Raw genomic sequence first — 25,804 nt, 5'->3', positions numbered from 1 at the left:
GGGGCGTCACAGTCTGTAGGCACAATGCCCGGATTTCTGGCAGTGAAGGAAAAATCTGCTAACAATGCACACGGTGCGTATAACGGCAGCTACGCCATAATGCGCGCCGAGATCAAAGGAGCATCCAATGAGCAGCACTGCAAACATTGCTGAAGGCGAAAAAATTCTTATCGTTGACGACGATCCGGGGCTCAGCAGCCTGCTGGAACGCTTTTTCGTCAGCAAGGGCTATCGCGCCCGCGCCGTACCGAACACCGAACAGATGGACCGCCTGCTGGCGCGTGAAGTGTTCAACCTGGTCGTCCTCGACCTGATGCTGCCCGGCGAAGACGGCTTGACCGCCTGCCGCCGCCTGCGTGGCGCGAACAATCAGATTCCGATCATCATGCTCACCGCCAAGGGCGACGAGCTGAGCCGCATCAAAGGCCTGGAACTGGGCGCCGACGATTACCTGGCCAAGCCGTTCAACCCGGATGAGCTCATGGCTCGGGTCAAAGCGGTCCTGCGCCGTCAGTCGACCCCGGTGCCGGGCGCACCGGGCAGCGAAGACGAAAGCGTAACCTTCGGTGACTACGAACTGTCCCTGGCGACCCGCGAACTCAAGCGCGGCGACGAAGTGCACATGCTCACCACCGGTGAGTTCGCGGTGCTAAAGGCGCTGGTCATGAACGCGCGTCAGCCACTGACTCGCGACAAGCTGATGAACCTGGCCCGTGGCCGCGAGTGGGATGCCCTGGAGCGTTCCATCGACGTGCAGATCTCCCGTCTGCGCCGGATGATCGAACCTGATCCTTCCAAGCCGCGTTACATCCAGACTGTCTGGGGCGTGGGCTACGTGTTCGTTCCGGATGGCGCCGCCACCAAGTGATCGGCGATTTGTAGGAGCGGGTCTTGCGGACGTAGCGTCCGCAGACTCGCGATCCGCAATATGCGAGCATCGCTCGCTCCTGCAAGTGTGTAGCGGTTATCCATGAAAACCCCCGTGTGGTTCCCCCAAAGTTTTTTCTCCCGCACCCTGTGGCTGGTGCTGATCGTTGTCCTGTTCTCCAAGGCGCTGACCCTGGTTTATCTGTTGATGAACGAGGACGTGCTGGTGGACCGTCAATACAGTCATGGCGTCGCCCTGACGCTACGCGCCTACTGGGCGGCGGATGAAGAAAACCGTGACAAGATTGCCGAAGCCGCGACCCTGATCCGGGTCGTAGGCACGGGTGTGCCTGAAGGCGAGCAACACTGGCCCTACAGCGAAATCTATCAGCGGCAGATGCAGGCGGAACTGGGCGCCGACACCGAAGTGCGCTTGCGTATGCATTCGCCGCCGGCGCTGTGGGTCCGGGCGCCGAGCCTGGGCGATGGCTGGCTGAAAGTGCCGCTGTACCCGCATCCCCTGCGCGGCCAGAAAATCTGGAACGTACTGGGCTGGTTCCTCGCCATCGGCTTGCTGTCCACCGCTTCAGCGTGGATCTTCGTCAGTCAGCTCAATCAACCCTTGAAGCGTTTGGTCTATGCCGCGAGGCAACTCGGCCAGGGCCGCAGCGTGCGCCTGCCGATCAGCGATACACCGAGTGAAATGGCCGAGGTCTATCGCGCGTTCAACCAGATGGCCGAAGACGTCGAACAGGCTGGTCGCGAGCGTGAGCTAATGCTGGCGGGTGTATCCCATGACCTGCGGACACCACTGACCCGATTGCGCCTGTCGCTGGAATTGATGGGCGACCACAGCGATCTGTCAGACGACATGGTCCGTGACATCGAAGACATGGACGCGATTCTTGATCAGTTCCTGGCCTTCATTCGCGATGGCCGCGATGAATCGGTGGAAGAGGTGGACTTGACCGACCTGGTGCGTGAAGTTGCCGCGCCGTACAACCAGAACGAAGAGAAAGTGTGCCTGCGCCTGGAGCCGATTCAACCGTTCCCGTTGCGGCGGGTGTCGATGAAACGGTTGCTGAACAACCTGATCGGCAACGCGCTGCATCACGCCGGCAACGGAGTGGAGGTGGCGGCCTATGTGTCCGGAGACGTGAGTGCACCGTACGTGGTGTTGAGTGTCATGGACCGTGGCGCGGGGATTGATCCGTCGGAGCTGGAAGCGATCTTCAACCCGTTCACCCGGGGGGATCGTGCTCGGGGCGGGAAGGGCACTGGGTTAGGCTTGGCGATTGTGAAGCGGATTGCTTCGATGCATGGCGGGAATGTCGAGCTACGTAACCGAACGGGTGGTGGGCTGGAAGCGCGGGTGCGGTTGCCGCTGGGATTGATGTTGCCGCGCGATGCGGTATAGGAGCAGCTACAAGCTACAAGCTACAAGCTACAAGCTACAAGCAGCTTTCACTTGCCGCTTGAAGCTTGCAGCTTGCAGCTCAAAACTCCCCTATCCTTTGCCCTTGGTGCGCGTCATATTCGGCCCGCCATTCTTCTCCAGATGCTCGATGATGATCCCCGCCACATTCTTCCCTGTCGTGGTCTCAATCCCTTCCAGCCCCGGCGACGAGTTCACTTCCATCACCAACGGTCCGTGATTGGAACGCAGAATATCCACACCCGCCACCGCCAGACCCATTACCTTCGCCGCGCGCAACGCGGTCATGCGTTCTTCCGGCGTGATCTTGATCAGGCTGGCGCTGCCGCCGCGATGCAGGTTGGAGCGGAACTCCCCAGGCTTGGCCTGACGCTTCATCGCCGCAATCACCTTGTCGCCGACCACGAAGCAGCGGATGTCCGCGCCGCCGGCTTCCTTAATGTATTCCTGCACCATGATGTTTTGCTTGAGGCCCATGAAGGCTTCGATCACCGATTCCGCCGCCGTTGCGGTTTCGCACAGCACCACGCCGATGCCCTGGGTGCCTTCCAGCACCTTGATCACCAGCGGCGCGCCGTTGACCATGTCGATCAAGTCGGGAATGTCATCCGGGGAGTGGGCAAACCCGGTAACCGGCAGACCAATTCCGCGGCGCGATAGCAATTGCAGCGAACGCAGCTTGTCCCGCGAGCGGGCAATGGCCACCGATTCGTTGAGCGGGAACACCCCCATCATTTCGAACTGACGCAACACCGCGCAGCCATAGAACGTCACCGACGCGCCAATCCGCGGGATCACCGCATCAAAGCCTTCCAGCGGCTTGCCGCGGTAGTGGATTTGCGGCTTGTGGCTGGCGATGTTCATGTAGGCGCGCAGCGTGTCGACCACCACCATTTCATGGCCACGCTCGGTTCCGGCTTCGACCAGACGACGAGTGGAATACAAACGCGGGTTCCGCGACAGCACAGCGATCTTCATGCAACACCTGTGGAAGAGGTAGATACCGGGAACACCGGCTTGTCTTGTACATATTTGATGCCTGGATTGACCACCAGTTGGCCGTCGATCAGGGCTTTGGAACCCAGTAGCAGGCGATAACGCATGGACTTGCGGCAGGCGAGGGTGAACTCGACCCGCCAGACTCGATCACCGAGGGCCAGGGTGGTGCTGACCACGTAGCGCTTCTGCGAATGGCCATTGGAGCTTTTAATGGTTTTCATCGTTACCAGCGGTGCTTCGCAGCGCCGGTGACGCAGTTGCACCACCGTGCCCAGGTGCGCTGTAAAACGCACCCAGTGTTCGCCATCGCGCTCAAACGGCTCGATATCGGTGGCGTGCAGGCTGGAGGTGCTGGCACCGGTGTCGATTTTTGCCCGCAGGCCCGCGACTCCCAGACCCGGGAGCGCCACCCACTCGCGCAGACCGACAACGGTCAAATGATCAAATGTCTTCAATAGGAAAAAACCGGCGATTAGCGCGTCCAGGCTTCAGGAGACACCTGGGCCAACGCTTTGAATGCAGGTTTGGCGAACCAGTAACCCTGCATCAGAAAAATTCCACAGTCCGCCAGGAAATCCCGTTCTCCGGCACTTTCAATGCCTTCGGCGATGACTGTAACGTCCAACTCCGCACAGATTGTGACAATCCCCCGAACGATAGCCTGGCGGACACGGTCGCGGTCGACATCGCGGATCAGTGCCATGTCGAGTTTGATCAGGTCTGGTTGGAAATCAGCCAGCAGATTGAGCCCCGAGTATCCAGCACCGAAATCATCGATGGCGGTCTTGAAGCCGAATTCGCGGTATTCACGCAGAATATTAGTCAAATGGCGATAGTTATCTACATGCTCGCTTTCCAGGGTTTCGAAAATCAGCCGGTCGATGGGAAAGTTGTATTTTTTTGCCGCCTCCAGCGTGCTGCGAATACACAGCTCCGGACGGTACACGGCGTTGGGCATGAAGTTGATCGACAAGTGTGTCTGCATATCTAAACGCGCCGCACCTTCAATGGCGCGAGTCCGGCAGAGCTGGTCAAAGCGGTAGCGATTCGCCTCGGTGACCTGATCAAGGACCGACATCGCACCTTCTCCCGCCACCCCGCGCACCAGCGCTTCATGGGCGAAAACCGACTGGTCTCGCAAGTCGACGATCGGTTGGTAGGCGAAGGAAAAGTCGAAGCCTAAAGGCTCGCTTTGCTGGCAACCCTGGCAACCGCCCTTGGGCGAAGTCAATGAAGACGGAAATTTAGTCACTCGAGCACTCCATGCCGATGGGTCGGCCAAGATCACAGTCTATCTGGAGGGCCGAGTTCTTGCGCCCGACAGAAACGGTAGTACAGTTCCGACTATTGGCGGAAAGAGGAATTCAAGTGGCACAAAAACAGGAAGAGGACGACAAGGTCCGTCTCGATAAATGGTTGTGGGCCGCGCGGTTTTATAAAACACGTGCCTTGGCCAAGGCGGCGATTGAAAGTGGCAAGGTGCATTGCCGGGGTGAGCGTTGCAAGCCAGGCAAGGAACCGAGGGTCGGCGACGAGTTCCAGCTTCGCATGGGATTCGAAGAGCGCACGGTGGTGGTCCAGGCCTTGTCGATCGTGCGCCGTGGCGCACCGGAAGCTCAGACGCTGTATGCCGAAACCGAGGCCAGCATCGCCAAGCGCGAAGCGGCCGCGGCCATGCGCAAGGCGGGTTCGTTGGGCGTTAGCACCGATGGCAAGCCAAGCAAGAAACAGCGGCGGGATTTGTTTAAGTTTCGTGGGAGCAGTAACGACGAGTGAGTCGGTTATTTCTGTGTGGTTCAGACTGACGTCATCGCCGGCCTTCACGGGCCGTAGACTTGCAATTACCCACCTGCGCAGCCATATCGGGTAATTCGCCAACCGCGAGTCGAGCAGGCCAAACAGCCACTCGTCGAAAATCGCACACAGCCTCTGACCTGTAGGCCATAACCAGAAGGCTGGTGCAGGGGCGTAGTTTTCACTTTTATTTTTGTCATTTACTTCAGATACCCAGACCTATGACCGATCTCACGGATACCGACTACACCCAACGCTTCATCTTCGATGACAGCGACACCCGCGGCGAGCTGGTTTCGTTGGAGCGCAGTTACGCCGAAGTCCTCGCCAAACACCCCTATCCGGAGCCGGTTGCGCAATTGCTCGGCGAACTGATGGCTGCGGCGTCGTTGCTGGTCGGCACCTTGAAGTTTGACGGTCTGCTGATTCTGCAGGCGCGTTCCGATGGGCCGATCCCGTTGTTGATGATTGAGTGTTCAAGCGAACGTGAAATCCGTGGCCTGGCCCGTTACGAGGCCGACCGGATTGCGCCCGACGCGACGTTGGCCGATCTGATGCCCAACGGCGTGTTGGCGCTGACCGTCGACCCCACCGTGGGCCAGCGTTATCAGGGCATCGTTGACCTGGACGGCGAGACCCTGTCGGAATGCTTCACCAACTATTTCGTCATGTCGCAACAGGTGGGCACGCGTTTCTGGCTGTACGCCGATGGCCGTCGCTCCCGCGGTTTGTTATTGCAGCAATTGCCCGCCGACCGTCTCAAGGACGAAGAAGATCGCGCCGCCAGTTGGCAGCACATTACCGCGCTGGGCGGCACCCTGACGGCCGATGAGTTGCTGAGCCTGGACAACGAAACCGTGCTCCATCGCCTCTACCACGAAGAGCAGGTTCGGTTGTTCGACGTGCAGAAACTGCGCTTCCGATGCAGCTGCTCGCGCGAACGTTCTGCCAATGCGCTGGTCAGTTTGGGTCTGGAAGATGCCCAGGCGCTGGTTATCGAACACGGTGGCAACATCGAGATCGATTGCCAGTTTTGCAACCAGCGTTACCTGTTCGACTCCGCCGACATCACTCAATTGTTCGCTGGCGCAGGCGTCGAGACGCCGTCAGATACCCGACACTAAAACGGTTCAGCGCAGGTAAATTCACTGGTTAGCGCCGGAATAACGCCGTTACGACGGGAGGGCCCTACTCTTTTTGGGCTTTTCTGGCATAATCCGGCCCACTTTTTGTCGCGGTAGTAGTGCACGACTTTCTACTACAAAACGTTTGGAGCACACTCGGCCACTGGCCGACGGGGAATCTCATGACGCAAGCCAATAATGCCGTGTACACCGATCTGAGTATTGACGATCTGGTAAAAGAAGCTCTGAGTCGCGGTGAAGGCGAGCTTGCCGACACCGGCGCGCTGGTTGTTCACACCGGTCACCGTACCGGCCGCTCGCCAGTTGACCGTTTCATTGTTGAAGAACCGACTACCCAGGATGCGATCTCCTGGGGCCCGATCAACCGCAAGTTCCCGGCCGACAAGTTCGATGCCCTGTGGAACCGCGTTGAAGCGTTCAACAATGCGCAAGAGCATTTCGTATCGCACGTGCATGTAGGTGAGGCCTCGGAGCACTACCTGGCCGTGAAGATGACCACCCAGACTGCCTGGCAGAACCTGTTCGGTCGTTGCCTGTTCATCAATCCGGCCCAGTACAACCCGGCCGGCCGTGATGAGTGGCAAGTGCTCAACGTTGCCAACTTCGAATGCGTGCCAGAGCGTGACGGCACCCACTCCGACGGTTGCGTGATCCTCAACTTCGCACAGAAGAAAGTGCTGATCGCCGGCATGCGCTACGCCGGTGAGATGAAGAAAGCCATGTTCTCGGTGCAGAACTTCCTGCTGCCGGCCGCTGACGTGCTGCCGATGCACTGTGCCGCCAACATCGGCGAAGCGGGCGACGTGACCCTGTTCTTCGGTCTGTCCGGCACCGGCAAGACCACCCTGTCCGCCGATGAAAGCCGTTACCTGATCGGTGACGACGAACACGGCTGGGGCGAAGGCATTGTCTTCAACATCGAAGGCGGCTGCTACGCCAAGTGCATCGACTTGTCCGAGAAGAACGAGCCGGTCATCTGGAAAGCCATCAAGCACGGCGCAGTCCTGGAAAACGTCATCATCGATGACGCCAAGCACGCCGACTACGCTGATGTCAGCCTGACCCAGAACAGCCGCGCCGCCTACCCGCTGGAGCACGTTGCCAAGCGCTCCGAGAAGAACCTCGGTGGCGAGCCAAACGCTGTGATCTTCCTGACCTGCGACCTGACCGGCGTGCTGCCGCCAGTCTCGATCCTCAGCGAAGAACAAGCGGCCTACCACTTCCTGTCCGGCTACACCGCACTGGTGGGCTCGACCGAAATGGGTTCCGGCAGCGGCATCAAGTCGACCTTCTCCACCTGCTTCGGCGCACCGTTCTTCCCGCGTCCTGCCGGCGAATACGCAGAATTGCTGATCAAGCGCATCCGCGGCTTCGGCTCCAAGGTTTACCTGGTCAATACCGGCTGGACCGGCGGCGGCTACGGCGTCGGCAAACGCTTCAACATTCCGACCACTCGCGGCGTCATCGCGGCAATCCAGAGCGGTGCGTTGATCGGTGCTGAAACCGAACACCTCGACACCATCAACCTTGACGTGCCACTGGCTGTACCGGGCGTTGATACCGGCCTGTTGAACCCACGCAATACCTGGGCTGACAAGGCTGCTTACGATGAAGCTGCCAAGGCGCTGGCCGGGTTGTTTGTTGAGAACTTCAAGAAGTTCGAAGTGAGCGATGCGATCAAGGCTGCTGGGCCTAGGCTATGAGGCTTGGATTTAACGAATGAAAAAGCCGCCCTTTGAGGGCGGCTTTTTTATAACTTTTGAATCAAGAAGAACTAGTGTCTTGTTTTTGCCACCGTTCTATAACTGTCTCGAAAACGACTTCTTGCCAGTTTGTATTCCATTCTTTGAAGACATTTACGCTTGCAGATTTTGGTTCAGGGCCTGGTTTTTTCAAACGAACCAAACTGGGCATTAGAACTGCGTCACCTACGATTAAAGCTTCACCTTGGGCTAGACTTGGCAGAAGGTCCACTAAACCATTGGCGCTGTCTGGAAGAAGTGCCTTGATATAACCTTGGTCGATGGTATTCGTGAGTCTCAAAGATATGAAGTTACTGCATTGGAAGAATATTGTGTCTGATACTTCTGAAGGGCGTTGACTGACCACCATTAGGCTTAAACCGTACTTTCGCCCCTCTTTAGCTGCCAGAATAATTGCAGTTACGCGGACCTCTTCAGTCGCAGCTTCTGCTCAATTGGCTTTCCAGTTCCTGTGTATCCCAGTTCTGCACCTTGATCGCTTGATAAAGCATGCCGATAGTGAGTGGGACTTTATCGCCCCGTCCCTTTGCCCTTCGCTTGAGAAGCACATCAAACCCTTCCGGCTGAACGTAGCGATAGGCATCGAAGTCTGCAAAGTCGACCCCGAACTGTTCCTCCAGCGCTTCCATCAGGTGGCGCGCATCCGCTCCGTCGCAGCCCAAATCGAAGTTTATCGACGTAGTGAGGCTGATGGTTTTGCGTTTGGGCAAGCCGAGTTCTTCGTGTAGCAGCTGCATGAGCAGGTGCATGGTGTGGTCGTCGGGGAAATTGGGGGCGAGGTTCATTCGGGTGCGTCCGGTTGGGCTTGGGCGGATCTTATTAGTCGTCAGGCTCGCAGGGAAGAACGGGAGCAAACTGTTGCAGTTTGTCTTGTCGGTATTTTGCGAGTGCTTCTTCTCGTGTAAGAAGCGGCTTGGTGAGGTCTGCCGGTGAGGTGTCGAATCCCGCCAGACGCAGGCTCGCCAAGTAGTTTGAGCGGCGGACTTTTTCGTAGTGCATTTGTTTTTGATTAAAGGTTAATTCACTCATCACCATCGTCAGCCCATCAACGTTGTACTCCCGGTAAGGTTGACGCTCGCCCCTCAGGATCTCGTTCGTCTGTTGCACGCTATCCATCAGCTCATCTAAAAATTTGCTCATGGTTATCTCCAGTGTTCAAAGACGGCTTTCACCGCATTGTGTTTGGATCGCTCCCACGCACAGCGTGAGAACGATCTGTTTACTCGACGTCAGGCAGGCGCTTTCCAGCTCATCATGCGTTGCTGGGCGACTGTGAGCAGGTCGCAGCCGTCCTGGGTCAACAGGTAGAGCGCGTGGGTGATGTGGGGGATGTCTTCGAGATCGCCTTGCTCGAAGCATTGGCAGTGCAGGGTTCGAAGCAGTTCGCTGGAGGCTTGCACGCGCTGGAGGGCGGCTTCGAGGAGGTCTTGCGGGTTGGCTTCTGTGTCGATGATCAGGGCCGGGGTATCGGTTAGGTTGGTTTTGAGTGGGCGGTAGCGATCGGGGAACGGGTTCAACTTGTTCATTGTATTTATCCTCAAATGCATCAAGCGATACCGCTTCCATCGTGACCAAGCGATGGGAGGCGGACTGTGTTCGGGTTGGTCAACCGGTGAGGTTCATACGCATACCCGGCACGCCCGAAGGCGTCCCAAACACAGCCACCATATAGCGTGCAGACACGGAGGTGCCGCAGGATACAACGGAGGCTGATGCGTATACCAATCGGGTGACCAAGCCCGGCCGCTGATTGCCAGCGACAGCCAACTATAGATATGGCTGCCGGTTGGCGATAGGCGACAAGGTGTCTTCTGTTGTAGGACGGGGATGAAGCTTTGGAAGGGCGTAGCCTACGGATTTATCTTTGGTTGAATTTGGCAGTCAGGTTTTACCGAGTTTTCGTTCTTCGCGGGCAAGCCACGCTCCTACACGGCCGGTGGTTGCGCATCAAGTGGCGGGGATTTTCGGCAGGCGCTGGCAGGCGATTTCGAGGAGTTCGTGACCGTCCTGGGTCAGCAGGTAGAGGGCGCTGACGATGTTCGGGATGTCACTCGCGTCTGCCTGTTTGAAGCACAGGCAGTAAAGGGTTTCGAGCAGGTCGCTGGCGGCGCGGATGCGTTGGCGGGCGGCGTCGAGGATTTCATGGGGGTCGGCCTCGGTGTCGATGACCAGGACGGGCTTGTCGCTGTAGCTGCTTTTAAGTGGTCGATAGCGGTCATTCATCGGGGGCCGTCCTGTAGAAAGTCTGGCGGCTCGATACTCTGTTTGAGCCGCGGCGAAGACTATGACGGGGGCGACTAACTGCGGCAAGACGGCCACAATCGACAGTTTGCGTAGGGAGTTTTACTGGCTTTTGTGGAATGGCCCTACGTGTTTGCCAAGGTTTTCCACAACTAAACCCTACAGCGGAAATTTCCCATGGTGTTGTCAGGCACTTCGCATTGAACCTCGGTATGGCAAGCGCCAGAGTTTGTAGGGCGTTTCGAAAATGCCCGGTAAAGAACTTGAAGGGAATCAAGTAAGCACCTTACCGCTGCTATGGGGTCGGACGTCAGGGAGGCAAAGTGCCCCGACTGTTTCAACCTGTGGCGAAGGCTTGGCCCGATGGACGCGGTATCATCTCGTATCGTTTTTGCCCCCAACCTTTTCCTGACTTGCTGCGTTTGCCGGCTAGGCTTTGGACTTCGCAGCGGTCAACGGAGTGACAGCTTATGCACAACACCCTGGAACAGGTTTTCGGTTATCCACAGTTTCGGCCTGGCCAGGAAGCGGCGATCAGCGCTGTGTTGGCCGGGCGCTCGGCGGCGGCGATTTTTCCCACGGGCTCGGGTAAGTCTTTGTGTTACCAGCTGCCGGCGGTGTTGCTGCCGCACCTGACGCTGGTGGTCTCGCCGCTGTTGGCATTGATGCAGGATCAACTGGCGTTTCTACAGCGCCACGGTATTGCGGCAGGCAGCATCGATTCGGCCCAGAGCCGCGATGACGCCAATGACGTGATGGCGCGGGCCAAGTCCGGCGAGTTGAAGATTCTGATGATTTCCGTGGAGCGCCTGAAGAACGAGCGCTTTCGCAATTTCTTGCAGCAGGTACCGATTTCGCTGCTGGTGGTGGATGAGGCGCATTGCATCTCGGAATGGGGCCATAACTTCCGTCCCGACTACCTCAAGCTTCCCGACTACCAGCACCAGTTCAACATCCCGCAGGCACTGCTGCTGACGGCCACCGCGACCCCCAAAGTGATCGCGGACATGCAGGCGAAATTCGCCATCGCCCCGCAAGACGTGGTCACCACTGGTTTCTACCGTCCCAACCTCAATTTGCTGGTGGAGCCGGTGCGTGGCCAAGAGAAACGCCGACGCCTGGTCGAATGGATGAGTCAGCGTCCGGACCAGCCGAGCATCGTCTACGTCACCCAGCAGAAAACCGCCGAGCACATTGCCGAACACCTGGGACGCAACGGCATTCAAGCCGAGGCGTATCACGCCGGTTTGCCCCACGAACAACGCGAAGCCATCCAGAAACGATTCATGAGTGGGCAGTCCAATTGCATCGTCGCCACCATTGCGTTTGGCATGGGCATCGACAAGAGCGACATCCGTAACGTGGTGCATTTTGACCTGCCCAAATCCATCGAAAACTACAGCCAGGAAATTGGCCGCGCCGGGCGTGACGGACAGCCATCGGACTGCCTGGTACTGGCCAACCGCGACAGCCTCAACGTGCTGGAAAACTTCGTTTACGGCGATACGCCCGAGCTGGAAGGCATTCGCTACGTGCTCGACGACGCGAAGGCTGCCGCGCCGGAAGGGCAATGGGAATTTCTGCTGGGGCCGTTGGCCGATCAGAGCAACATTCGCCAGTTGCCGCTCAAGACTTTGTTGGTGCAGTTGGAACTGCGCCGGATCATTGCGCCGCGATACGCTTATTACGCGGAATACCGTTTCAAGTATTTGCAGGAACCCGAGGTCTTGCTCGACCGTTTCGAGGGTGAGCGCAGAGACTTCGTGGCCGCGATCATCCAGACCTCCAGACGAGCGCGGACCTGGGCGACGGTGAATTTCGATGTGCTCTACGAGCAGTATTCGGCCGAGCGAAATCGGGTGGTGAAGGCGCTGGATTATTTCCAGGAGAAGGGCTGGGTCGAGCTGGAAAGCAAGCAGATGACCGAGGTCTACGGCCTGCTGCAAATGGACTTCGACAGTCAGGCGCTGAGTGCTGAACTGCACACCTGTTTCACTCAGCACGAACGCACGGAAATCGCGCGGATCCACGCCATGCTTGATCTGTTCGCCACCGACCAATGTCTGGGCTATCGCCTGGCCAAGTATTTCGGCGATGAAAACGCGCCGCAGCAGTGCGGGCATTGTTCGGTGTGTCACGGGCACGCGGCACGACTGCCGGCGCCTCCGGAGTTGCCGGGTCTTGTGGATAAAAACTTCGATGCGCTGTGCGGTGACTTTATCCACAAGCACGAACAGCACACCGGCAGCGCTCCTTCGGCTGAGCGGTTGACACGATTTTTGTGTGGGATCAGCGTGCCGCTGTTTACCAAACTCAAAGCACGGTCGATTGCGGGTTTTGCGGCGCTGGAGGCGCACCCGTATGGCGAAGTGCGGGCCTGGGCCGAGGCGCATCCATCCGCTGAATGTTCCCCATCACAGGAATAAATTTCAAAAAACCCCGGTGGCTGACTATGGTGGGGACTGTCTTTGGATCGCCAACAAGAGAACAATCATGAGCCAGACACCGTTCAACATTCAGCGTGCCGCCGTGATCGGGGCGGGCACCATGGGCCGTGGCATTGTCATGTGCCTGGCCAATGCCGGGGTGCCGGTGCAATGGGTTGATAACAACCCGCAAATGCTCCAGCAGGCTTTGGCCTCCGTCGCTGAAACCTATGCGCACAACGTACGGCAGGGCCGGATTGATCAGGCTGACGCCGATGCCCGCATCGCACGGGTCGCGGCGGCTGCCGATTACGCGGCGATCCGTGATGTCGATCTGGTGATTGAGGCGGTCTACGAAAACCTCGAGCTGAAGCAGAAAATTTTTCGCGAACTGGATTGCCTGCTTAAACCCGAAGCCATTCTGGCGAGCAACACCTCGGCGCTGGATATCGACGCGATTGCCGCAGCCACTCGCCGTCCGCAACAAATTCTGGGCCTGCACTTCTTCAGCCCCGCACACATCATGAAACTGCTGGAAGTCGTGCGCGGCGCACAAACCGCACCGGCTGTGCTGGAGGCCGCGCTGGAACTGGGCAAACGCATGGGCAAAGTTAGCGTGGTGGCAGGCAATTGCGAGGGTTTCATCGGCAATCGCATGCTCAATACCTACGTGCTCGAAGCGCGCAAGATGCTGCTGGAGGGAGCTTTTCCCTATCAGGTAGATGCGGCGTTGCAGGGCTTCGGTTTCGCCATGGGGCCATTCCGCATGTACGACGTGGTTGGTATCGACCTGGGCTGGCGGGCTCGGGAATTGGCGGGCAAGGGGCAGGATGCGCCAGAGATTCAGATCGACAACCGCCTGTGTGAACGGGGCCGTTTTGGCCAGAAGAGTGGCAACGGGTATTACCACTATGAGGCAGGCAGTCGCCAGGCCGAGCACGATGTAACGGTGGATGCGCTGGTGCAGGAAGTCAGCGAAGGGTTGGGCTTCCATCGTCACGAGATCGGGCCTGAGGAGATGCTGGAGCGCTGCTTGCTAGCATTGGTGAACGAGGGCGCGAAGATTCTTCAGGAAGGGATTGCGGCGTCAGCGCACGACATCGATCTGGTGTACCTCAATGGTTATGGTTTTCCGGCGGCCAAGGGCGGGCCAATGGCCTGGGCGGATCAGCAGGGGTTGGCGGATATTCATCAGCGGTTGCTGCAGCTTGAAACAAAGCAGGGTGATCACTGGCAGCCGGCGCGATTGATTGGGGAATTAGCGGCGCTGGGTAAGGGGTTTGCGAATTCATGAATCTACGCGCCGACTATCCGCACTTCCAGCCCATCACCACGCGCTGGCACGACAATGATGCCTATGGTCACGTCAATAACGTTACCTATTACAGCTTCTTCGACACGGCGGTAAACACCTACCTGATCGAAGTCGGCGGCCTGGATATTCATGACGGCGAAGTCGTGGGGTTTGTCGTGAGTTCAGCCTGTGATTATTTTGCCTCCATCGCATTCCCCGACCGGATCGAGATCGGGTTGCGCGTGGGCAAGTTGGGCAACAGTTCGGTGCAATACGAACTGGCGGTGTTCAAGGCCGGCGAAGACGATGCTTGCGCGGCAGGGCGATTTGTCCATGTGTTTGTGGATCGGGAGTCGAATCAGCCGGTGGCGATTCCCGCCGGGTTGCGCGGTGCACTGGAGAAACTGGTGGTTTGATTGGCAAAAAAAATCGCAGCCCTTGGGCTGCGATTTTTCGATCTACCGGTAAACGAGGCGATTCAGCCTCAGTCGCGATAGCGATGTTTGCGATGGCCGTAGTGGTGGCCACGATCATGGCGACCGTCACGGTAGTAGCGACGATCGTCACGGCCACCGCGATAGGAGCGACGATCATCATCTTCGTTGCTCTTGTTGCCCATGTAGTTACCCAGCGCGCCACCGGCGCCGCCACCTGCTGCGGAGCCGATCAGGCTGCCGGTGCTGCCGCCCATGCTGCGGCCGACCACGTTACCGCCTGCTGCGCCCAACGCACCGCCAATGGCTGCTTCGCCGCGGCTGCGTTTGTCTGCGCCGACTGCGCTACCACCCGCGCCACCCAAAGCCGCGCCAATGGTGGAACCTGTGTTGCCGCCTAACGATTGACCGACGACCGAGCCCAGAACCCCACCTAATGCGCCGCCCACACCTGCTTCGGTGGTGCCTCCGGCAGAAGCGAAACCACTGACCAGGCCAAGGGACAACAAGAGAATCGAGGAGAACTTCATAGAGGAACCTCAAGGGGATGACGGCGCGATCCTGAGGCTGTGTCGTAGTGGTGACAATCGAAATCCGACGAGTAGCACGACTTGTACACAATTCTATAAGTTGCTGTTTTTTGGGCGGAACTTAAGTGTTTTTCGCCGGTCTTTAGCTACTTCGGAAGGGCCGTTTTTGTGAGAAAACGGCCTTTTTTGTGGGCGATTGGAACGTATTCGTCGGGGCCGGACCAGGCAAATGGTTAAGCCGACTGAGCCAAAATCAACCCGGTCTCACTCGCCGTTTCCAGCCGGATCGCCACAAACTTCGAGGTCGGCGTATGGCTGCCATCCCCGGTGCTTTCCAGCGGCACCAACGGATTCACTTCCGGGTAGTACGCCGCGGCCTGCCCTGCCGGAATATCAAACGCCAGCAGCGTGAAGCCCTTCACCCGGCGCTCACGGCCATCGTCCCAGATCGAAACGATGTCGGCCTTCTGCCCCGGTTTGAAGCCCAGACGAATGATGTCCGCCTCGTTCACGAACAACACATCCCGCTGACCTTTCACACCGCGATAACGATCGTCGAGGCCGTAAATGGTGGTGTTGTACTGATCGTGCGAGCGCATGGACTGCATGATCAGATCCGGCAATACGCCAGTCGCGCGGGTGCGCTCGTGCACCAGGTCTTTTGGCAGGACGTTCGGACGGAAATTCGCGCGCCCCGACGCCGTGTTCCAGCGACGGGAGCCGGCGCTGTTGCCGAGGTAGAAACCGCCCGGGTTCTTGATCTTCTGGTTGAAGTCCTTGAAGCCCGGAATGGTGTCGGCGATCAGGTCGCGAATGCGCGAGTAATCGGCAACTAGCCAGTTCCAGTCCACCGGTTTACTGCCCAGGGTCGCGGCGGCGATGCCGGCGAGGATCGCAGGTTCGGAACGCATCTGGCTCGACAGCGGCTGCAACTGACCGTTGGACGCGTGGACCATGCTGAACGAATCTTCCACGGTCACTGCCTGTGGGCCTTCGGTCTGGACATCGATGTCGGTGCGACCGAGGCACGGCAGGATCAGCGCGTCTTTACCGTGGGCCAAATGGCTGCGGTTGAGCTTGGTGCTGATCTGCACGGTCAGGTCGCAATTGCTCAAGGCCTGAAAGGTGCGCGGGCTATCTGGCGTGGCTTGGGCGAAGTTGCCACCCAGGCCGATGAAGACTTTCGCCCGGCCGTCGGCCATGGCATGAATCGCCTCGACCACGTTGTGGCCGTTTTCGCGCGGCACCTTTAACTGGAAACGACGCTCCAGGGCGTCGAGGAATGCTACTGGAGGACGTTCGTTGATGCCCATTGTGCGGTCGCCTTGCACGTTGCTGTGGCCACGCACCGGGCACAATCCGGCGCCGGGCCGGCCGATGTTGCCGCGCAGCATCATCAGGTTGGCGATTTCCTGGATGGTCGGCACCGAATGGCGATGCTGGGTGATCCCCATCGCCCAGCACATGATCACGTTCTTGCCTTTGGCGTACATGCGCGCCGCTTGCTCGATTTCCACAAGCGTCAGGCCCGACTGCTCGACGATCTGCTCCCACGGGGTGTCGTCGACGGCACCCAGGTACTCCAGCACGTTGGCGCTGTGTTCATTAAGGAAGTCGTGGTCGAACACCGCGGGTTCACCGGCTTTCTGCGCATCGCGTTCCCATAGCAGCAGAAATTTCGCCATGCCGCGCATCAGCGCCATGTCGCCGCCGAGCGCCGGGCGGAAGTACGCGGTGTTGGTTGGCTTGTCGCCGTTGGTGAGCATTTCGATCGGGTGCTGCGGGTGCTGGAAACGTTCCAGTCCACGTTCTTTCAGCGGGTTGATGCACACCACTTGTGCCCCGCGTTTGACTGCTTCGCGCAGCGGTTCGAGCATCCGTGGGTGGTTGGTGCCGGGGTTCTGGCCCCAGACGAAAATCGCATCGGCGTGTTCGAAGTCGTCGAAGGTCACGGTGCCTTTGCCAACGCCAACGCTCTGCGCCAAGGCGACACCGCTGGCCTCGTGGCACATGTTCGAACAGTCGGGGAAATTATTGGTGCCATAGGCGCGCACGAACAATTGATAGAGAAACGCTGCTTCGTTGCTGGCGCGTCCAGAGGTGTAGAACTCGGCTTGATCCGGGCTCGACAACCCGCGCAGGTGCCTGGCGATCAGGGTGAAGGCATCGTCCCAACTGATCGGTTGATAGCGATCGGTTTCGGCGTTGTAGCTCATTGGCTCGGTCAGGCGGCCCTGGTATTCAAGCCAGTAGTCGCTCTGCTCCAGCAGCGAGGTGACGCTGTGTTTGGCGAAGAACGCCGGGTTGACCGCCCGTTTGGTCGCTTCCCAGTTCACCGCTTTGGCGCCGTTCTCGCAGAACATCACCATGCCTTTTTCCGGGGAATCACCCCAGGCGCAACCCGGGCAGTCAAAGCCGCCGTTCTGGTTGGTCTTGAGCATGATGCGCAGGTTTTTCAGCGCGTTGTCGCTGGTCAACCAGGCCTGGGCCACGCTGATCAGCGCGCCCCAGCCGCCGGCCGGGCCTTTGTAGGGCTTGTAGCGGGGGACGGGTTTCTGGTCGGCTTGACGGTGTTGGCTCACGCTTGATTCTCCAACGCCGGGCTGTAGACCCGCGGCGCATTCTTCTGAGGCAAATGGATAAGGTTCAGGTTGTGACGACGGGCCCATTGCACGGCGAGGCCGGTGGGCGCCGACAGGCTGACGAGGGTCTGGATGCCAGCACGCAGCACTTTCTGGATCAATTCGAGGCTGCAACGACTGGTGACAATCGCCAGGCCGCCGGTGGTCGGGATGTCCTGCCGGATCAGCCCGCCGATCAGCTTGTCGAGGGCGTTGTGCCGGCCAATGTCTTCGCGACCCAGCAGCAATTCGCCCTGAGCGTTCATGAACACCGCTGCATGCACCGCGCCGCAGTGCTGGCCCAGCGGTTGAAACGCACCGATGCGCTGACGCAGGCCCTCTAGCCATTCGGCGGGCGGCAGCGGCGCACCGGGCAGCACTTTGAGGTCTGGCAACGCCTGCTCGACCGCTTCCACGCCGCAGAGCCCGCAACCGCTGGTGCCGGCCAGTTGCCGACGCTGCTGTTTGAGGTTCCAGAAGGCGCGGTTGGCGATGGTCACTTGCGCGTAGTGCGCCGAACCCGAACCGCTGAGTTGCAGGTCATAAATGTCGGAGGCGTCTTCGATGATGCCGCTGCCGAGGCTGAATCCGACGATGAAGTCTTCCAGGTCCGTCGGGGTCACCAGCATCACCGCCTGACTGATGCCGTTGTAGGCAATCGCCAACGCAACTTCCTCGGCCAGTGCGGTGCTGGCGGATTCAATGTATTGAAGATCGCTGTAACTGTAGGTCTGGCTGGCGGCGGGCGCGGGCGTTTCAAGGGCTGGCGCCGCGCTGACAGGACGCTTGGCGTTCATGAGGCATCACCGACGGATTGGTCAGCTTCAAGCCTATGCGCGTCAAGTTGTCGCGTCTAATCGCTATTACTGATCCGCCGATAGATGGCGTCGATCAAGAGTCTTTCATTGATTGCTGATAGATCGAAAAACACGCCTCCGCCAACGCTGAGCGCGGCGCGCTGCGACGCATGATCAGCCCTAGCCGGCCAAGGGTCTGCGCGTTTTCGATCGGTTGCAGGCGTAAATGATCGGTGAGGTTTTCCAGGCCGCCTTCCAGGGGCATCACGGCGCAACACAACCCGCCATGTACAGCCTGTAACAGTTGATGCACGGCATCGGTCTGCAACAACGGTTGCGGGGCGAGGCCGCGGCTGTGGAAGTTGTGGTCGATGGATTGGCGGAAATGCATGCCGCTGGTAAGCATGCCGAGCGGCAGTTCGATCAGCGACTCCCAGCTCAGCGGTGCCTCGCCGAACGTGAAGAAGCGCTGATCGTAGAGCAGGCCCATGCGGGTTTCGCTGAAGGCCAGGGAGTCGAAACGTTCGCCGTCCAGACGCTCCAGGTACGACACACCGAGGTCCAGACGATTGTTCGCCAGTTGCTCGAGGATCTGCTCGGAGCTCAGCGCCGAGAGTTCGAAACGCAAACTCGGGTGTTCGCCGTGCAAGCGTTGCAACAGCGGCAGCGGATCAAAACTGGACAACGGCACCACACCGAGGCGTAACGTACCGACGAGGTTGCCGCGGCAGGCGGCGGCTTCGGCCTGCAAGCCGTCGTAGGCCGCCAGCACGGTTCGCGCCCAGGCCAGCACCCGTTCGCCCGGCGCCGTGAAGCCTTCGAAGCGCTGGCCACGATTGACCAGTGGCAACTCCAGCTCTTCTTCGAGGCTGCGCAAGCGCATGGACAAGGTTGGCTGGGTGACGTGACAACGCGCAGCGGCCTGGCCGAAATGTCGGGTTTCGTCGAGGGCGATGAGGAATTTCAGCTGCTTGATGTCCATCTTCGCTCCAGGGTGCGGGTTGGCCGGGATTCTAGCGCCTGGCGGTGAGTGGCGTCATTGGTCGGGTGGAAAACGAGTGTGGCTACCTTGGTCTAGGCTTTCGCGTCTGGACAACTTTTAATCCATGGAGAGCACACGATGAGCCTTTTCAGTTTTCTTAAAGAAGCCGGTGAAAAAATTCTCGATGCGCTGACGCCGGACAAGGCCGAAGCCAATAGCGAGGCGCTGACCAAGCACGTGAAGGATGCGCTGACGGGCATCGACACGTCGAAGATTCAAGTAAAGGTCGAGGGCGATAAAGTCATCGCCAGTGGCGAGGCCGCGACCCAGGAAGAGAAAGAAAAAATCCTCCTGTCGCTGGGCAATGTGGCTGGCGTCAGTGGTGTTGAAGACCAGATCACCGTGACCGGGCCAGTGGTCGTTGCGGCAAAATTTGTCGTGGTCGAAAAGGGCGACACCCTCAGCGCGATTTCCTTGCGCGTGTATGGCGATGCCAACAAGTATCAAAAGATCTTCGAGGCGAACAAGCCGATGCTCAAGGATGTGAACAAGATCTATCCGGGGCAGTCGTTGCGGATTCCTGAATAATGTGAGGCCCGTAGGAGCTGCCGAAGGCTGCTCCTACGGGGAATCAAAGCCCTGCAATAAGCTCGCGGTAATCGACCACCGCCACAAACTCCGCCGTGTCCTTCGGTCCTTTGCGGCTGTCCGGTTCCTTCACCGCCAACAAATGCGCCACCCCGAAATCCCGCGCACTGCGCAGGATCGGCAACGTATCGTCGATAAACAGACTACGCGCCGGATCAAAGCCGATATCCGCCTGCAGCGCCTCCCAGAATTGCGGGTTCTCCTTGGGAAACCCGTAATCATGCGAGCTGATCATTCGCTCGAAGTAAGGTGCCAGTTCAATTCTTTCCAGTTTCAATGACAGCGAATCACGGTGCGCATTGGTGATCATCACCACCCGCTTGCCGGCCTGTTTGATCGCCGCCAGAAACGTATCCGCATCCGGGCGCAACGCGATCAGGTGCGCGGTTTCCAGTTTCAGTTCGCGCACCGGCAGCTTCAGCTCGGCACTCCAGAAATCCAGGCAATACCACTGCAACTGGCCAGCATTGCGTTCGAACAGCGGCTGCAATTCCATCTCGGCCATGGCCCGGCTCACCCCGTGCAATTCGGCGTACCGCTGGGGCAGATGTTCCAGCCAGAAATGGTTGTCGAAGTGCAGGTCCAGCAGCGTGCCGTCCATGTCCAGCAGAACGGTGTCGATGTCGCGCCACGGCAGCAGTGACATAAAAAACCTCTCCAACGGTAAAAAAGATATCCGGGATCAACAATCAGGATAGGCCGGGTATAGTAACCCGCTAACGCCAAGGAGCCGCTCATGCGCCAGAAACCCACCATCCTCGCCCGCGAGATCGTTGCCACCAGCCGTTTGTTCTGCGTCGAGGAGCTGAAGCTGCGCTTTTCCAATGGCGTGGAGCGCACTTATGAGCGGCTGGTCGGCAAGGGCACCGGGTATGGCGCGGTGATGATCGTGGCGATGCTCGATGCCGACCACGCGGTGCTGGTCGAGGAATATTGCGGCGGCACCGATGAATATGAGCTGTCGCTGCCTAAAGGCTTGATCGAGCCGGGTGAAGACGTGCTGGCGGCGGCAGAGCGCGAACTTAAGGAAGAAGCCGGTTATGGCGCGCGACAGCTGGAGCATCTGACCGAGTTGTCGTTGTCGCCCGGTTACATGAGCCAGAAGATCCAGGTGGTTCTCGCCACCGACCTCTATGAAGAAAGCCTGGAAGGTGACGAGCCCGAGCCGATGGGCGTGGACAAGGTCAATCTGCGCGAACTGTCGGCGCTGGCACAGAACCCGAAATTCACCGAGGGCCGCGCCTTGGCGGCGTTGTACCTGGCCCGTGACCTGCTGACTCAGCGTGGGGTGTTCCTGCCATGAATTTCCCGCATCCGTTGATGGCGCCAGTGGTTGAACTGGCGTTGAGGGCTGGCAACGCGATCCTGCCATTTTGGCGCACCGGCACTGCCGTGACCGCCAAGGCTGACGATTCCCCGGTGACCGCCGCCGACCTGGCCGCTCACCATTTGATACTGGCCGGATTGACGGCGCTGGACCCGAGCATTCCGGTGCTGTCTGAAGAAGACGCCAATATTCCCCTGAGCGTGCGTGCCGGCTGGCAGCGCTGGTGGCTGGTCGATCCGCTGGACGGCACCAAGGAATTCATCGCCGGCAGCGAAGAGTTCACCGTCAACATCGCGTTGATCGAGCACGGCCGTGTGGTATTTGGCGTGGTATCTATGCCGACTAACGAGCGCTTCTACGTCGGTGGCGCCGGGCTTGGCGCCTGGCGTGGTGATAAAGGCGCTGAGCCGTTGCCAATTCACGTGCGTGAAGTGCCGCCGCCCGGTGAGGCGTTCACCGTGGTTGCCAGTCGTCGACATTCGAGTCCCGAACAGGAAAGGTTGCTGGCCGGATTGAGTGACAGCCTCGGTCAACTGAAGCTGGCCAACATCGGCAGCTCTTTGAAGTTTTGCCTATTGGCTGAGGGCGCGGCGGATTGTTATCCGCGTCTGGCACCGACTTCGCAGTGGGACACGGCGGCGGCGCAGGGTGTACTGGAAGGGGCGGGCGGAGAAGTGCTGGATTTGCGCGGTGCGCCGTTCAGCTATCCGGCGCGGGAATCGTTGTTGAATGAGTTTTTCCTGGCGCTGCCGGCGAAAGCGGCGTGGCGCGAAAAACTGCTCAAGCTCGCAACCTTGCAGGTGCCTGCTCAGCGGTGAAGGACGTACTGCCCGGTGAACGTCACCGCATCCTCATCGCTGTCGGCGTTGACGATCCGTGAATGCAGCGCCAACCGCGCCCTTCCATAACGCTGATACATCGCCAAAAACTTCTTCCACACTGCTGCACTCGGCGGCTGGCAAATCGCCGTCGCGTCCATCGTCACCGGCAGCGGATAGCTGATCTGCCCCTCGTGAATCACGATATGCCCGTCCTCAATGCCTTCCTCGCGCAAGCGCAAATGCAGCCAGCCCCAGCCCGCCAGCACCGCGCCGCAATACAGGCTGCCGCCGAACATCGTGCTCTTGTGATTGACGTTGGCCTCCAGCGGCAAGAACAGCCGCAGTTGCTGGTCGTGCCAGTCGAGCACTTTGATACCCATGGCTTGCGTCAGGGGAATGTCGCGATGCAGGACTGATTCCAGATGACGACTGTCGCGGCTCATGACGGGGCCTTTTGTTGGCAGAGGAATGTTTTACGGTGGCTCAATCGAGTTCGTCCGCCGCAGAGTGATCGGCGAAGTTCAGCCCATGCTTGCGCAGCTTGTCGTGCAAGGTCTTGCGCGGAATGCCGAGCGCTTCGGCGAGGCTGCGAACCGAGTTGTGCGAACGCGCCAGCTCAGCGGCAATCAATGATTTCTCGAAGTTTTCCACCTGCTCGCTCAACCCGCCGCTGACCATTTCAATCGTGATGCCCGCGCCGCCCTCCGGCGCGCTGCTGTCCAGCGCCAGTTCCAGGCCCAAGGCAAACCGTTCGGCGGCGTTTTGCAGTTCCCGTACGTTGCCCGGCCAATTGTGGCGCAGCAGCAAGGCCCGTTGCCCCGGTTGCAGTTCATGGGGCGGCAAACCATGGCGGGCGCTGGCTTCATCGGCGAAGTGCTGGAACAGCATCAGCGCATCTTCACCGCGCTCGCGCAGCGGCGGAATGCGCAGCGGTGCGACGTTCAGGCGGTAATACAAGTCGGCGCGAAAGCGGCCCTGATCGGCAGACTGGCGCAAGTCTTCCTTGGTCGCGGCGATGATGCGGATGTCCAGCGGGATCAGTTGATTGCCGCCCAGACGCTCGACCACCCGCTCTTGCAGCAAGCGCAGTAGTTTCACCTGCACGTCGAGGCTCATGCTCTCGATTTCATCCAGGAACAGTGTGCCGCCATTGGCGAATTCGAATTTGCCGATGCGACGCTTTTGCGCACCGGTGAACGCGCCCGGCTCGTGACCGAACAGCTCACTTTCCACCACCGACTCGGCCAGCGCTCCGGCGTTGATCGCCACGAACGGGCCGTTACGCCGGCTCGACAAATCGTGCAGCGCTCGCGCCACGACCTCTTTGCCGGCGCCGGTTTCGCCGAGAATCAGCACGTCGGCCCGGGTCGCCGCCAGCGCGCCGATCTGCTCGCGCAGACGCAGCATCGGTGCGGATTGCCCGACCAGTCGGGTGCTCAGTTCGTTGCGATCACTCAGGGCCAGCCGCAGGCTACGGTTGTCCAGCACCAATCGGCGCAGGGCCAACGCGCGGCGCACGCTGTCGAGCAGAGCGTCGCTGGCGAAGGGTTTCTCGAGGAAGTCATACGCCCCGGCGCGCATCGCTTGCACCGCCAGCGGCACGTCGCCGTGACCGGTGATCAGCAGCACTGGCAGCTCCGGGTCCTGGGCGTGCAGTTCGGTCAGCAACTCAAGACCGTCCATGCCCGGCATGCGGATGTCGCTGACCACCACGCCCGGCCAGTCGCGTTCCAGTTGCCCGGCCAGGCCCTTGGCTTCGGCCAGCGGCAGGATTTTCAGGCCGGCCAGGTCCAATGTCTGGCTCAGGGCCTGGCGCAGGTGGGGATCATCGTCGATCAGCACGACCTGGATGCGGTTGTCGATGGTCATGCACTTCGGTCCTCAGACGGTTGCAGGCTCACGCCCGGTGCGCCAGCGCGCAGTTTCAGGGTAATCAGGGCGCCGCCCTCCTTGTGGTTGGAGAACGACAATTCACCGCCGAAGGCACGCATCAGCGTTTCGCAAATCGCCAGCCCCAGACCCAGCCCTTGCGTGCGGGTCTTGGTGGTGTAGAAAGGCTCGCTGGCGCGGCCAAGCGCTTCCATGCAAAACCCCGGGCCGTTGTCGCGAATGTACAGATTGACGCCATCAGCGGTGGATTGGGCACTCAGCCAGAGTTTACGCGGCGGGCCTTTTTCCGTCAGCGCGTCCAGGGCATTGGCCAGCAGGTTGCCAAGCACCTGACGCAGACGGGTTTCCCCGGCTTCGACCCACAGTGCCGCGGCGGGCAAATCGCGGATCAGCTCGACTTCCATGCTCCGTCGGCGCTTGGCCAGCAGCGCCAGTGCGTCATCCAGCGCCGGCTGCAGCGCCACGCTTTCCGGTGCGTGGCGATCACGTCGGGCAAACGCGCGCAGGTGCGCGATGATCGAGGCCATGCGCCCGGTCAGTTCGCTGATCAACTTGAGGTTGCCGCGCGCATCGTCGGTGCGCTGATGATCGAGCAGCACTTCGGCGTTTTCCGCGTAGCTGCGGATCGCCGCCAGCGGCTGGTTGAGTTCGTGGCTGATGCTCGCCGACATGGTCCCCAGCGCCGAGAGTTTGCCGGCCTGCACCAGGTCATCCTGGGCGCGCACCAGTTCCTGCTGCGCGTGTTCGCGCTCCAGCACTTCCTGTTTCAGTCGGCGGTTGAGGCCTTCCAGATCGCTGGTTCGCTCGGCAACGCGGCCTTCCAGTTCCCGCCGGGCCTTGGCTTCGAAGGCGATCCGTTCGAGGTAATGACGGCGGCGCTGCATCATCAGCCCGAGCAGCAGCATCAACACCAACAACGTCGCGCCGCCGATGGCGACGACCGTGCGCACCGGGCGATCAATCAGCGTACGCGGTGCGAGGATGCTGACGCTCCAGCCGGTTTCGTCGATTTGCCGGGTCTGGGTCAGCCAGGCGTCAGGGTTGAGATTCAACGGCTGGGGTTCGCGGGTCGGGTAGGGTTGAATCGCCGTGATCGCTGCGTGCTCGGCGTCGCTCAATGGCCGGGTCGAACCGAATCGCCACTCCGGCCGCGAAGTGAGGATGACCACGCCGTTGTGGTCGGTGACCAGCAGTTGTTCAGGGGTTTTACCCCAGAGGCTTTCGGTGTGGTCGAGGTCGACCTTGACCACCAGCACGCCGATGATTTTTTCCCGGTCTCGGACCGCTGCCGCGAAGAAATAGCCACGTTTGGCCGACGTGGTGCCCAGGCCGAAGAAACGCCCGAGGCGCCCGGCCATGGCTTCGCTGAAATACGGCCGAAAGGCGAAATTGCGCCCGACGAAACTGTCGTGTTTATCCCAGTTGGAGGCGGCGAGCGTCTTGCCCGTGGTGTCCATCAGGTACATGACTTCGGCGCCGGTCTGGGCGCTGATGTTCTTCAGCAACCGGTTGGCGTTGCCTTGCGCAACGCCGTCGTCCGGTGTCGACAGGTCCGCGCGCAGGGCCGGCAGGTCACCCAGAATCTGCGGCAACACCTCGTAGCGATGTAGGGTGCCCAGCAGGTTGGCGACGTACAGGTCGAGGGTCTGGCGGTTCTGCCCGGCCAGCTCACTGCGGTAATAACGCTCGGCCAGATGCTCGAGCGGCCATAGCAATGGCGCCAGGCACAGCGCGAGCAGGGCCAGGCTGCGCCAGCGGGGTCGACGGGGGAGGGTCGGATTCATGAGGAT

Annotated in this window: 26 protein-coding genes and 1 pseudogene; 11 read left to right on the top strand and 16 right to left on the bottom strand. The window is 59.8% G+C overall.

Features of this window, described 5'->3' with window-relative positions; translation table 11 throughout:
* Positions 1-127 precede the first annotated feature (127 nt).
* Both ompR and ACYZT4_RS19875 read left to right on the top strand, forming a co-directional pair.
* Complete coding sequence (gene ompR, locus ACYZT4_RS19880) at positions 128-868, top strand: osmolarity response regulator transcription factor OmpR (RefSeq protein WP_414909052.1); 741 nt, start codon at positions 128-130, stop codon at positions 866-868.
* A 102-nt stretch (positions 869-970) separates the two neighbouring features.
* Positions 971-2,284, top strand: coding sequence for an ATP-binding protein (locus ACYZT4_RS19875; RefSeq protein WP_461982509.1), 1,314 nt, complete (start codon positions 971-973; stop codon positions 2,282-2,284).
* A 90-nt stretch (positions 2,285-2,374) separates the two neighbouring features.
* On the opposite strand, the gene rimK is transcribed toward ACYZT4_RS19875, so the two are convergent.
* From rimK to rimA, 3 genes are read right to left on the bottom strand one after another with little or no spacing between them, the layout of a single operon-like run.
* Entirely contained in the window at positions 2,375-3,280 is a 906-nt protein-coding gene (gene rimK / locus ACYZT4_RS19870; RefSeq protein WP_003220641.1) for a 30S ribosomal protein S6--L-glutamate ligase, read from the bottom strand.
* Complete coding sequence (gene rimB, locus ACYZT4_RS19865) at positions 3,277-3,756, bottom strand: retropepsin-like aspartic endopeptidase RimB (RefSeq protein ID WP_461982506.1); 480 nt, start codon at positions 3,754-3,756, stop codon at positions 3,277-3,279. The genes rimK and rimB overlap by 4 nt, the downstream gene beginning before the upstream one ends.
* Before the next feature lie 17 nt (positions 3,757-3,773).
* Positions 3,774-4,553 carry a S6 modification regulatory phosphodiesterase RimA gene (gene rimA, locus ACYZT4_RS19860; protein WP_461982504.1) on the bottom strand — a complete coding sequence of 260 codons (780 nt, stop codon included), beginning with the start codon at positions 4,551-4,553 and terminating at the stop codon, positions 3,774-3,776.
* Positions 4,554-4,669: 116 nt separating this feature from the next.
* Here rimA and ACYZT4_RS19855 point away from each other — a divergent pair, with 116 nt between their 5' ends.
* The 3 genes from ACYZT4_RS19855 (at position 4,670) to ACYZT4_RS19845 (ending at position 7,943) form a co-directional block, all read left to right on the top strand.
* Positions 4,670-5,077, top strand: a complete 408-nt coding sequence (locus tag ACYZT4_RS19855; RefSeq protein WP_461982502.1) for an RNA-binding S4 domain-containing protein — start codon at positions 4,670-4,672, stop codon at positions 5,075-5,077.
* A gap of 239 nt (positions 5,078-5,316) precedes the next feature.
* Complete coding sequence (gene hslO / locus ACYZT4_RS19850; RefSeq protein WP_461982500.1) at positions 5,317-6,219, top strand: Hsp33 family molecular chaperone HslO; 903 nt, start codon at positions 5,317-5,319, stop codon at positions 6,217-6,219.
* 182 nt (positions 6,220-6,401) lie between these two features.
* Positions 6,402-7,943, top strand: coding sequence for a phosphoenolpyruvate carboxykinase (locus tag ACYZT4_RS19845; RefSeq protein ID WP_461982498.1), 1,542 nt, complete (start codon positions 6,402-6,404; stop codon positions 7,941-7,943).
* A gap of 61 nt (positions 7,944-8,004) precedes the next feature.
* On the opposite strand, the gene ACYZT4_RS19840 is transcribed toward ACYZT4_RS19845, so the two are convergent.
* The 5 genes and pseudogenes from ACYZT4_RS19840 to ACYZT4_RS19820 all read right to left on the bottom strand — a co-directional run bounded on the left by ACYZT4_RS19840 (position 8,005) and on the right by ACYZT4_RS19820 (position 10,226).
* Entirely contained in the window at positions 8,005-8,352 is a 348-nt protein-coding gene (locus ACYZT4_RS19840; RefSeq protein ID WP_461982497.1) for an ATP-binding protein, read from the bottom strand.
* A 64-nt stretch (positions 8,353-8,416) separates the two neighbouring features.
* Positions 8,417-8,788, bottom strand: a complete 372-nt coding sequence (locus ACYZT4_RS19835) for a DUF1493 family protein (protein WP_461982495.1) — start codon at positions 8,786-8,788, stop codon at positions 8,417-8,419.
* A 76-nt stretch (positions 8,789-8,864) separates the two neighbouring features.
* Positions 8,865-9,032, bottom strand: a pseudogene (locus tag ACYZT4_RS19830) (YhfG family protein); the annotation flags it as partial.
* Positions 9,033-9,232: 200 nt separating this feature from the next.
* Positions 9,233-9,529, bottom strand: coding sequence for a hypothetical protein (locus tag ACYZT4_RS19825; RefSeq protein ID WP_461982493.1), 297 nt, complete (start codon positions 9,527-9,529; stop codon positions 9,233-9,235).
* 421 nt (positions 9,530-9,950) lie between these two features.
* Positions 9,951-10,226, bottom strand: coding sequence for a hypothetical protein (locus tag ACYZT4_RS19820; protein ID WP_461982491.1), 276 nt, complete (start codon positions 10,224-10,226; stop codon positions 9,951-9,953).
* Positions 10,227-10,714: 488 nt separating this feature from the next.
* On the opposite strand from ACYZT4_RS19820, the gene ACYZT4_RS19815 reads away from it, so the two are divergent.
* The 3 genes from ACYZT4_RS19815 to ACYZT4_RS19805 all read left to right on the top strand — a co-directional run bounded on the left by ACYZT4_RS19815 (position 10,715) and on the right by ACYZT4_RS19805 (position 14,380).
* Positions 10,715-12,670, top strand: coding sequence for a RecQ family ATP-dependent DNA helicase (locus ACYZT4_RS19815; protein WP_461982489.1), 1,956 nt, complete (start codon positions 10,715-10,717; stop codon positions 12,668-12,670).
* 67 nt (positions 12,671-12,737) lie between these two features.
* Entirely contained in the window at positions 12,738-13,964 is a 1,227-nt protein-coding gene (locus ACYZT4_RS19810) for a 3-hydroxyacyl-CoA dehydrogenase (protein WP_461982487.1), read from the top strand.
* Complete coding sequence (locus ACYZT4_RS19805; protein WP_461982485.1) at positions 13,961-14,380, top strand: acyl-CoA thioesterase; 420 nt, start codon at positions 13,961-13,963, stop codon at positions 14,378-14,380. Before ACYZT4_RS19810 ends, ACYZT4_RS19805 begins: the two co-directional genes overlap by 4 nt.
* Positions 14,381-14,448: 68 nt before the next feature.
* Here ACYZT4_RS19805 and ACYZT4_RS19800 read toward each other — a convergent pair whose 3' ends face one another.
* The 4 genes from ACYZT4_RS19800 to ACYZT4_RS19785 form a co-directional block, all read right to left on the bottom strand.
* A complete protein-coding gene (locus ACYZT4_RS19800) occupies positions 14,449-14,928 on the bottom strand; it encodes a glycine zipper domain-containing protein (protein ID WP_461982483.1) in 480 nt (159 codons plus the stop codon).
* A gap of 233 nt (positions 14,929-15,161) precedes the next feature.
* A complete protein-coding gene (locus ACYZT4_RS19795) occupies positions 15,162-17,510 on the bottom strand; it encodes an FdhF/YdeP family oxidoreductase (protein WP_461982481.1) in 2,349 nt (782 codons plus the stop codon).
* Positions 17,507-18,346: a formate dehydrogenase accessory sulfurtransferase FdhD gene (gene fdhD / locus ACYZT4_RS19790; protein WP_461982479.1), complete on the bottom strand. Its 840-nt coding sequence runs from the start codon at positions 18,344-18,346 to the stop codon at positions 17,507-17,509. The genes ACYZT4_RS19795 and fdhD overlap by 4 nt, the downstream gene beginning before the upstream one ends.
* 94 nt (positions 18,347-18,440) lie before the next feature.
* On the bottom strand, positions 18,441-19,328 hold the full coding sequence (locus ACYZT4_RS19785; protein WP_461982477.1) for a LysR family transcriptional regulator: 888 nt from the start codon (positions 19,326-19,328) through the stop codon (positions 18,441-18,443).
* A 138-nt stretch (positions 19,329-19,466) separates the two neighbouring features.
* Here ACYZT4_RS19785 and lysM point away from each other — a divergent pair, with 138 nt between their 5' ends.
* Positions 19,467-19,916, top strand: a complete 450-nt coding sequence (lysM, locus tag ACYZT4_RS19780) for a peptidoglycan-binding protein LysM (RefSeq protein WP_150712480.1) — start codon at positions 19,467-19,469, stop codon at positions 19,914-19,916.
* Positions 19,917-19,959: 43 nt separating this feature from the next.
* Here lysM and yrfG read toward each other — a convergent pair whose 3' ends face one another.
* Complete coding sequence (gene yrfG / locus ACYZT4_RS19775; protein WP_461982475.1) at positions 19,960-20,622, bottom strand: GMP/IMP nucleotidase; 663 nt, start codon at positions 20,620-20,622, stop codon at positions 19,960-19,962.
* A 90-nt stretch (positions 20,623-20,712) separates the two neighbouring features.
* Between yrfG and nudE the strand changes: the two genes are divergently transcribed.
* Both nudE and cysQ read left to right on the top strand, forming a co-directional pair.
* The gene (gene nudE, locus ACYZT4_RS19770) at positions 20,713-21,279 is read left to right on the top strand and encodes an ADP compounds hydrolase NudE (RefSeq protein ID WP_461982473.1); all 567 of its coding nucleotides are present in this window, start codon (positions 20,713-20,715) and stop codon (positions 21,277-21,279) included.
* On the top strand, positions 21,276-22,121 hold the full coding sequence (cysQ, locus tag ACYZT4_RS19765; RefSeq protein ID WP_461982471.1) for a 3'(2'),5'-bisphosphate nucleotidase CysQ: 846 nt from the start codon (positions 21,276-21,278) through the stop codon (positions 22,119-22,121). The genes nudE and cysQ overlap by 4 nt, the downstream gene beginning before the upstream one ends.
* On the opposite strand, the gene ACYZT4_RS19760 is transcribed toward cysQ, so the two are convergent.
* The 3 genes from ACYZT4_RS19760 to ACYZT4_RS19750 are packed head-to-tail and all read right to left on the bottom strand — an operon-like array spanning position 22,112 to position 25,798.
* Positions 22,112-22,567, bottom strand: coding sequence for a thioesterase domain-containing protein (locus ACYZT4_RS19760; RefSeq protein WP_461982469.1), 456 nt, complete (start codon positions 22,565-22,567; stop codon positions 22,112-22,114). The two genes, cysQ and ACYZT4_RS19760, sit on opposite strands and share 10 nt — an antisense overlap.
* A 40-nt stretch (positions 22,568-22,607) precedes the next feature.
* Positions 22,608-23,993: a sigma-54-dependent transcriptional regulator gene (locus ACYZT4_RS19755; protein WP_461982467.1), complete on the bottom strand. Its 1,386-nt coding sequence runs from the start codon at positions 23,991-23,993 to the stop codon at positions 22,608-22,610.
* Positions 23,990-25,798, bottom strand: coding sequence for a sensor histidine kinase (locus tag ACYZT4_RS19750; protein WP_461982465.1), 1,809 nt, complete (start codon positions 25,796-25,798; stop codon positions 23,990-23,992). The genes ACYZT4_RS19755 and ACYZT4_RS19750 overlap by 4 nt, the downstream gene beginning before the upstream one ends.
* Positions 25,799-25,804 lie beyond the last annotated feature (6 nt).

Source organism: Pseudomonas sp. GB2N2, from assembly GCF_054897705.1.
The sequence above is the reverse complement of the archived record's forward strand: the minus strand, read 5'-3'. Positions and strand labels throughout refer to the sequence as shown.

Excerpts from the sequence above, each read along its gene's own strand:
- ompR (WP_414909052.1), top strand. The coding sequence starts at position 128 with ATGAGCAGCACTGCAAACATTGCTGAAGGCGAAAAAATTCTTATCGTT.
- ACYZT4_RS19875 (WP_461982509.1), top strand. The coding sequence starts at position 971 with ATGAAAACCCCCGTGTGGTTCCCCCAAAGTTTTTTCTCCCGCACCCTG.
- rimK (WP_003220641.1), bottom strand. The coding sequence starts at position 3,280 with ATGAAGATCGCTGTGCTGTCGCGGAACCCGCGTTTGTATTCCACTCGT.
- hslO (WP_461982500.1), top strand. The coding sequence starts at position 5,317 with ATGACCGATCTCACGGATACCGACTACACCCAACGCTTCATCTTCGAT.
- ACYZT4_RS19845 (WP_461982498.1), top strand. The coding sequence starts at position 6,402 with ATGACGCAAGCCAATAATGCCGTGTACACCGATCTGAGTATTGACGAT.
- ACYZT4_RS19840 (WP_461982497.1), bottom strand. The coding sequence starts at position 8,352 with ATGGTGGTCAGTCAACGCCCTTCAGAAGTATCAGACACAATATTCTTC.
- ACYZT4_RS19835 (WP_461982495.1), bottom strand. The coding sequence starts at position 8,788 with ATGAACCTCGCCCCCAATTTCCCCGACGACCACACCATGCACCTGCTC.
- ACYZT4_RS19825 (WP_461982493.1), bottom strand. The coding sequence starts at position 9,529 with ATGAACAAGTTGAACCCGTTCCCCGATCGCTACCGCCCACTCAAAACC.
- ACYZT4_RS19820 (WP_461982491.1), bottom strand. The coding sequence starts at position 10,226 with ATGAATGACCGCTATCGACCACTTAAAAGCAGCTACAGCGACAAGCCC.
- ACYZT4_RS19815 (WP_461982489.1), top strand. The coding sequence starts at position 10,715 with ATGCACAACACCCTGGAACAGGTTTTCGGTTATCCACAGTTTCGGCCT.
- ACYZT4_RS19810 (WP_461982487.1), top strand. The coding sequence starts at position 12,738 with ATGAGCCAGACACCGTTCAACATTCAGCGTGCCGCCGTGATCGGGGCG.
- ACYZT4_RS19805 (WP_461982485.1), top strand. The coding sequence starts at position 13,961 with ATGAATCTACGCGCCGACTATCCGCACTTCCAGCCCATCACCACGCGC.
- ACYZT4_RS19800 (WP_461982483.1), bottom strand. The coding sequence starts at position 14,928 with ATGAAGTTCTCCTCGATTCTCTTGTTGTCCCTTGGCCTGGTCAGTGGT.
- fdhD (WP_461982479.1), bottom strand. The coding sequence starts at position 18,346 with ATGAACGCCAAGCGTCCTGTCAGCGCGGCGCCAGCCCTTGAAACGCCC.
- ACYZT4_RS19785 (WP_461982477.1), bottom strand. The coding sequence starts at position 19,328 with ATGGACATCAAGCAGCTGAAATTCCTCATCGCCCTCGACGAAACCCGA.
- lysM (WP_150712480.1), top strand. The coding sequence starts at position 19,467 with ATGAGCCTTTTCAGTTTTCTTAAAGAAGCCGGTGAAAAAATTCTCGAT.
- yrfG (WP_461982475.1), bottom strand. The coding sequence starts at position 20,622 with ATGTCACTGCTGCCGTGGCGCGACATCGACACCGTTCTGCTGGACATG.
- nudE (WP_461982473.1), top strand. The coding sequence starts at position 20,713 with ATGCGCCAGAAACCCACCATCCTCGCCCGCGAGATCGTTGCCACCAGC.
- cysQ (WP_461982471.1), top strand. The coding sequence starts at position 21,276 with ATGAATTTCCCGCATCCGTTGATGGCGCCAGTGGTTGAACTGGCGTTG.
- ACYZT4_RS19760 (WP_461982469.1), bottom strand. The coding sequence starts at position 22,567 with ATGAGCCGCGACAGTCGTCATCTGGAATCAGTCCTGCATCGCGACATT.
- ACYZT4_RS19755 (WP_461982467.1), bottom strand. The coding sequence starts at position 23,993 with ATGACCATCGACAACCGCATCCAGGTCGTGCTGATCGACGATGATCCC.
- ACYZT4_RS19750 (WP_461982465.1), bottom strand. The coding sequence starts at position 25,798 with ATGAATCCGACCCTCCCCCGTCGACCCCGCTGGCGCAGCCTGGCCCTG.